5 protein-coding genes and 1 tRNA gene are annotated in these 5,253 nt (G+C 29.7%); 4 read left to right on the forward strand and 2 right to left on the reverse strand.

The features are described from left to right. Window positions 1-316: 316 nt before the first annotated feature. Both AB8B65_RS02610 and AB8B65_RS02615 read right to left on the reverse strand, forming a co-directional pair. Window positions 317-754 carry a helix-turn-helix domain-containing protein gene (locus tag AB8B65_RS02610; RefSeq protein ID WP_405299276.1) on the reverse strand — a complete coding sequence of 146 codons (438 nt, stop codon included), beginning with the start codon at window positions 752-754 and terminating at the stop codon, window positions 317-319. A gap of 41 nt (window positions 755-795) precedes the next feature. Further along, a tRNA-Gly gene (locus tag AB8B65_RS02615) sits at window positions 796-867 on the reverse strand. 455 nt (window positions 868-1,322) lie between these two features. Between AB8B65_RS02615 and AB8B65_RS02620 the strand changes: the two genes are divergently transcribed. From AB8B65_RS02620 to AB8B65_RS02635, 4 genes are read left to right on the forward strand one after another with little or no spacing between them, the layout of a single operon-like run. Continuing rightward, entirely contained in the window at window positions 1,323-4,010 is a 2,688-nt protein-coding gene (locus AB8B65_RS02620; protein ID WP_405299278.1) for a hypothetical protein, read from the forward strand. A gap of 5 nt (window positions 4,011-4,015) precedes the next feature. Next, on the forward strand, window positions 4,016-4,351 hold the full coding sequence (locus AB8B65_RS02625) for a YrhB domain-containing protein (RefSeq protein ID WP_405299279.1): 336 nt from the start codon (window positions 4,016-4,018) through the stop codon (window positions 4,349-4,351). 5 nt (window positions 4,352-4,356) lie between these two features. Then, window positions 4,357-4,692: a hypothetical protein gene (locus AB8B65_RS02630; RefSeq protein WP_405299281.1), complete on the forward strand. Its 336-nt coding sequence runs from the start codon at window positions 4,357-4,359 to the stop codon at window positions 4,690-4,692. A 5-nt stretch (window positions 4,693-4,697) separates the two neighbouring features. Beyond that, entirely contained in the window at window positions 4,698-5,033 is a 336-nt protein-coding gene (locus AB8B65_RS02635) for a hypothetical protein (RefSeq protein ID WP_405299282.1), read from the forward strand. The last annotated feature ends 220 nt before the right edge of the window (window positions 5,034-5,253 follow it).

The raw sequence follows: 5,253 nt of genomic DNA on the forward strand, positions 1-5,253 counted from the left end.
AAAAATCCCAAGAATACACTTGGGATTTTCGGAAGTTCGTTGAATTTATGCATCTAACTATCTATGAATGACTACAACCTCTATTCAGAAATACACATAAATTTTACTTAAACTTTCAGCGAATAAAAGTACATGCTTCAAAAAATGTATTCACTAGGGAATACCTTAAAAATAAAAGGGAAAAAAACCCTTGTTATGAAGTTTTGTTTGTAGGAATTGAATTTTCTAAGAAACCAATACCAAAGGAATCATCATATCCGCCAAACGTAAGTAAAACATTCCTGTACCCGACATTCCTAACATGAGTCCAGGATTTTTATTTGTGTAATAAACTGTTTAAATAGTTTGAAGGATTTACACCTGTGTGTTTTTTAAACGCTTTTGCAAATGATTCTGTATTTCCGAAACCTAGTTTTTTTGCCAAAGCTTTTACGGTGCATGCTTTTAAGGAATTATCTGTGTTTAGTTCTTTTAAAACATGGTTAATTCGTAAATCATTGATATACGAACTAAAGTTTTTTTGATATTGATCGTTTATAATTCTTGATAAATATTTTGGATTTGTTTTTAGCTTTTTTGCCAATTTGTGTAATGTTATTGGCTTTAAAAATCCTTGTTTGTCTTCAAAGTCAGAAAGTTTCTCCATTACAGTCAAAATGATAGCATCACTAATTTTTAGTGAGTTGGTTTTGGACTTTTCTTTTCGTAAAAAAGAAGAGAAAAACAATAGGAGTTTTTTTAATAGGCGTGACATTTTAATGAAATTTGTGTAATTTTTGTTTTTAATAAATTTTGAGCAGATAGCGAGGATCGAACTCGCTCCTATAGAGTGGAAGTCTACTATGCAACCAAAAACACCTTATCTGCTTGTTTGTATTTGATGGTACAAATGTTAGAAAGTAGTACGCAGTTATTTTGCGTACTAGTGAAAAACCTAATTTGATCTTATTTTTTATGACAGAAATTATTAAAGAAAATAGTTGCTGCAACTACTGGAGCAATGTTAGAATGACATGTGTTTTATGATAAAAAACCACTTTTTTTGTATTAATTAAAGTTGGATGTTTAAGAGGGTATATGCAATATTAGTTTTCATATTATAGAAAAACTACATGAATTTTAACTAAAATTCAACGCTTATATGTTTTTTACGACGCTTACACAATATTTGAGATATATACTAACTTTTATGTCTATAATTTAAAAAGCATAACGACCTCTTATAACTAAAAACCATGCTTGTTACTGATCTGAATAAGTATTTCTTATTCGGAAATAGGATAGGTATACCAATTCATTAATGTATCAAAAAAATAGAAAATATGTCAAATTTTAAATTTCATGAAGCTCCTGATTTTTGGTTAAGAAAAAAGCTAGAGGCCATGGATAATGATGAATTTCCTCCTTTTAGAACTTTCCCAAATACAATAGGCGATTGTGAATATCAAGAAAACTTTATTTCAACTAATATTGATGAAAAAAAACTAATAGAAGATTTGAGTTCTTCTTTTTACTTTAAGAGAAATAAATTTGATGCTAATAAATATATTAAAGATAAGAAAGGCTTTAAAAGTTCTAAAGTAAGAGATTTTAATAATAGAGAAATAGTAAAAGATGGTATTAGGGTTATTCAAAAAAGAGATAAGCTTCTTAAAACACCATTTACAAAAGAGCAACTTGAACGGGAGATTGAGAAATTCAATTATAAAAATTTAGCGTCTAGTTTAATATTAAATACTACAAAATGTTATCTCAACAATAGTACACAAAAAAATAGCTTTGAAGTTAATATAGATATAAATAACAAATCAGTTACTTATACTTATTATATATATTTTGAAGATTTAGATAAAAAAAATCATAGTAGAAGCGCCATAGTATTGAGAACTGGTGACGCAGAGTTATTGCTTTTCTTTTTGGAAAAAGTATATGGAAAATATGAAGCTAAAAAAATACGAAAAGTTATATGGAAGAAGTTCTTATACCAACTCAACGAAAAAGAAGCTATTAAAGAATTAATATTTTTATATGATAAACTGCCAAGTTATATAAGGCTTGGGTATCATGCTGAAGTAGAGAAGGAAACAAAACCATATAAAATATTTGATACAACACTTTGGAGACATTTTAAAATGTTTGCCGATTATGATAAAGGTACTTCCGATGCTAGTTATTATGTCGTATATATTATGACGCTTATAACACCAAAATATTGTATGGAAAAATTCATGGAGGATCAAAAACTTGTACTGCAAGTGTATGAAAACTTAGATGATCAAAGTGATATTGAAGCTTTTTTTGGATGGTATGATTTTTCAAAAACCTTTCCCGGATCTAGTAGTTTTGAACCTACCAATAGAGATGTGTTTGCGACAATGTTAAACTCATATGTACAATTGTTTGAAGGAAACGCTAAGTTGTGTGTTTTTGAATCTTCTGGAGCACATTTTTATCAAGGGATTCATGACGTGCGACCACAAGCAAAGGAAGAATGGAAACACACGGTAACATATACATTAAATGCAGGTCTTGAAGATGGTAAAATTCATCTTGAAAATAGTTGGAAAAGTGAGGAAAAACTAGGATATACATTATTACCTAGTAATCGTTTTAGTAAGTCACGATCTGTTGTAGATATAGAATTTAGTAATGGCTTCAATGAAATAGGTAATTACAATCCTCTAGATGTTATAAAATTTACGCAATATAATGATAAAGGAGAGGCTGTTACTATGAATGTTCCTGCCATATTTATAAGACATGTTTCTTATATAAAAAAGTGGGAAAGAATAGGTAAAGTAATTCGGTTTGGGTTTAATATATTAATGATTGTAGGTAGTGCTGCTACCATTTATTCTGGAACTAGCTCTATGATGTTATATGCTGCTATAACCGATATGGGCTTGGCTACTGGAGATATTTTTGTCCAAGGAAAAGAACTTAAAAAAAGTGATTATGTAGGTCAAGAAGCGCAAAATTTTTTAAGACTTTGGAATGAAATATATAACACATTAGGTTTGGTTACTTTTAGTCCTGTTGCCATAAAAGTAGTTACTACCAATGCTCCAAAAATTGTACATTCTGGAGCAAATATATTACAAGGTACAGGGAAAATATTTTTAAAAAAAGAGGCCTACAAGAAAGTAAAAGAGCTAACTTTAAAAGCAATCCATAATTTAGAAATCCCTAACTTTAATAAAACAGGATTACAAATAGTTCCAAAAGGGAAAAAGATATTTGGACTAACAAATATTTCCAAATTACAAAATCTTGGTGTTATCTTTGTAAAAGGTGCTAAGAATACTATTGCGGCTATTTATAAAGGTATAGTTATTGCGAGTGGAAAAGTGAAAATAGTCGCATTGCAACTGCGCACAGCTTTGCGGAAACTAAGAGGCGATAAGCTTAAAAAGCACTTAGATGATATAGTAGAACTTGCAGGATCTGCCGAAAATTTAAGAGTTATAAGGGATGTAGATGCTTTTATAGCTAGCAGAGCTAGATTAGATAGTCTAAAAATAACAGGAGAAAATGCCTTACAGTATCTAGACGATGCTCTACCACATTTTAATCATGAAGTAGTTGAAAAAGTTGTTAATGGAAAAACAGAAAAAGTCGTAGTTCAAATAGGAAAGAAAAATTGCGTTAGCGTTGTTGAAGTAGTTGAAAAATTTCTTAGAACTGGTGAAATAACTAAAGCTAAACGTGTAAAAAGATTAAAGATACGACTTTTGGAAAAAGAATATGGAGGAACTTTTTTTCAATACAGACCAGAGACTCTGAAGGATGTCAGAATAATGAAAGATGGAGATCGAGGTATAATGTACGGAGTCAGGGAAGAAGGTGAAATAATAATAAATGGTGTGCGAGAATGGTATTCCGATGGTCATGTTTTTAATGTCATAAAAGTAAATGGTCAGGTGTTATTTCGAGATGGTCAAAGTGGACTCATGGCAGTTTTAAAAGGAAAAGGATATATAAAGTTTAAGTACATGCAAACAAATAAATAATAATTATGCTCACAAAACAAGAAATGCTAATTATAGCAGAAAAATATATGGTATTTAGTAGTGATGAAGATACTGAATTAATTCTATATCAAGGACGTGTCATAGAAAAGCCTTACGGAAATATCTACTATTACAATGATAAAATATATATTGAAACAGGGGATTTTCAACATCATGTTGTAACAGGACCTTTTCTAGTAGAGAAATCAACAGGTAGAGTTGTTAATTTTGGGACAGCACACCCTTTAGAATTTTGTATAGATGAATATGAAAAAGGAACTATGATACCAAGTTTAGATCTTTATTGGTATCCTAATACTAAAAAATACAGTCATAAATAAAGACTATGTTAACAAATCAAGAAATGCTTATCATAGCAAAAAAATATATGTCATTTAGTAGTGATAAAGATATTGAACTTAAAGTTACACAAGGACTTACCATTACAAAACCTTATGGAAATATTTATTATTATGATAGTAAAAAGTATATAGAAACAGGTAATTTTCAATATCATGTTCCTACAGGTCCTTTTTTAGTAGAAAAAGCAACAGGTAGAGTGGTTGGTTTTGGAACAGCACGTTCTTTTGAATTTTATATTGATGCGTATGAAAAAGGAACATTAGTACCAACTTTAGATCGTTATTGGTATCCTGATACTCAAAAATATAGTCATAAATAAAGACTATGCTAACAGAACAAGAAATGCTAGAAGTTGCAAAAAAATATATGTCATTCATAAGCAATGATACTGTTGAAATTATAGTTATTGATCAATTAACTATAAAGAAGTCATACGGTAATATTTATTATTCTGAAAATAAAAAATATTTTGAAACAGGAGATTTTAAATACCATGTTATAACGGGACCTTTTTTAGTAGAAAAAGCAACAGGGCGAGTGGTTAATTTTGGTACGGCTCGTGCTGTAGAATTTTATATTGATGCGTACGAAAAAGGAAATTTAGAGTTAAGTTTAGATTTATATTGGTATCCTGATACGCAAAAACACGATTATCTTTAAATATACTTGGTAACAATAAAAAGTCCCAGAATCGTTTTGGTAGAACGATCCTGAGACAGGAATAAAAACATAGTGATTATGTATGTTAACCCGCATTATGCATTAGAAAATCTATTACAGCTCTGAACTACTTCATATACGATCGCTTTGCTGTATTTTTTAATGTAACCAGAACGATGCTATGCTGAAATTAAGAAAACACTCGTATGTTTTGTATTTC

This window comes from Kordia sp., from assembly GCF_045105435.1.
Lineage (GTDB): Bacteria > Bacteroidota > Bacteroidia > Flavobacteriales > Flavobacteriaceae > Kordia.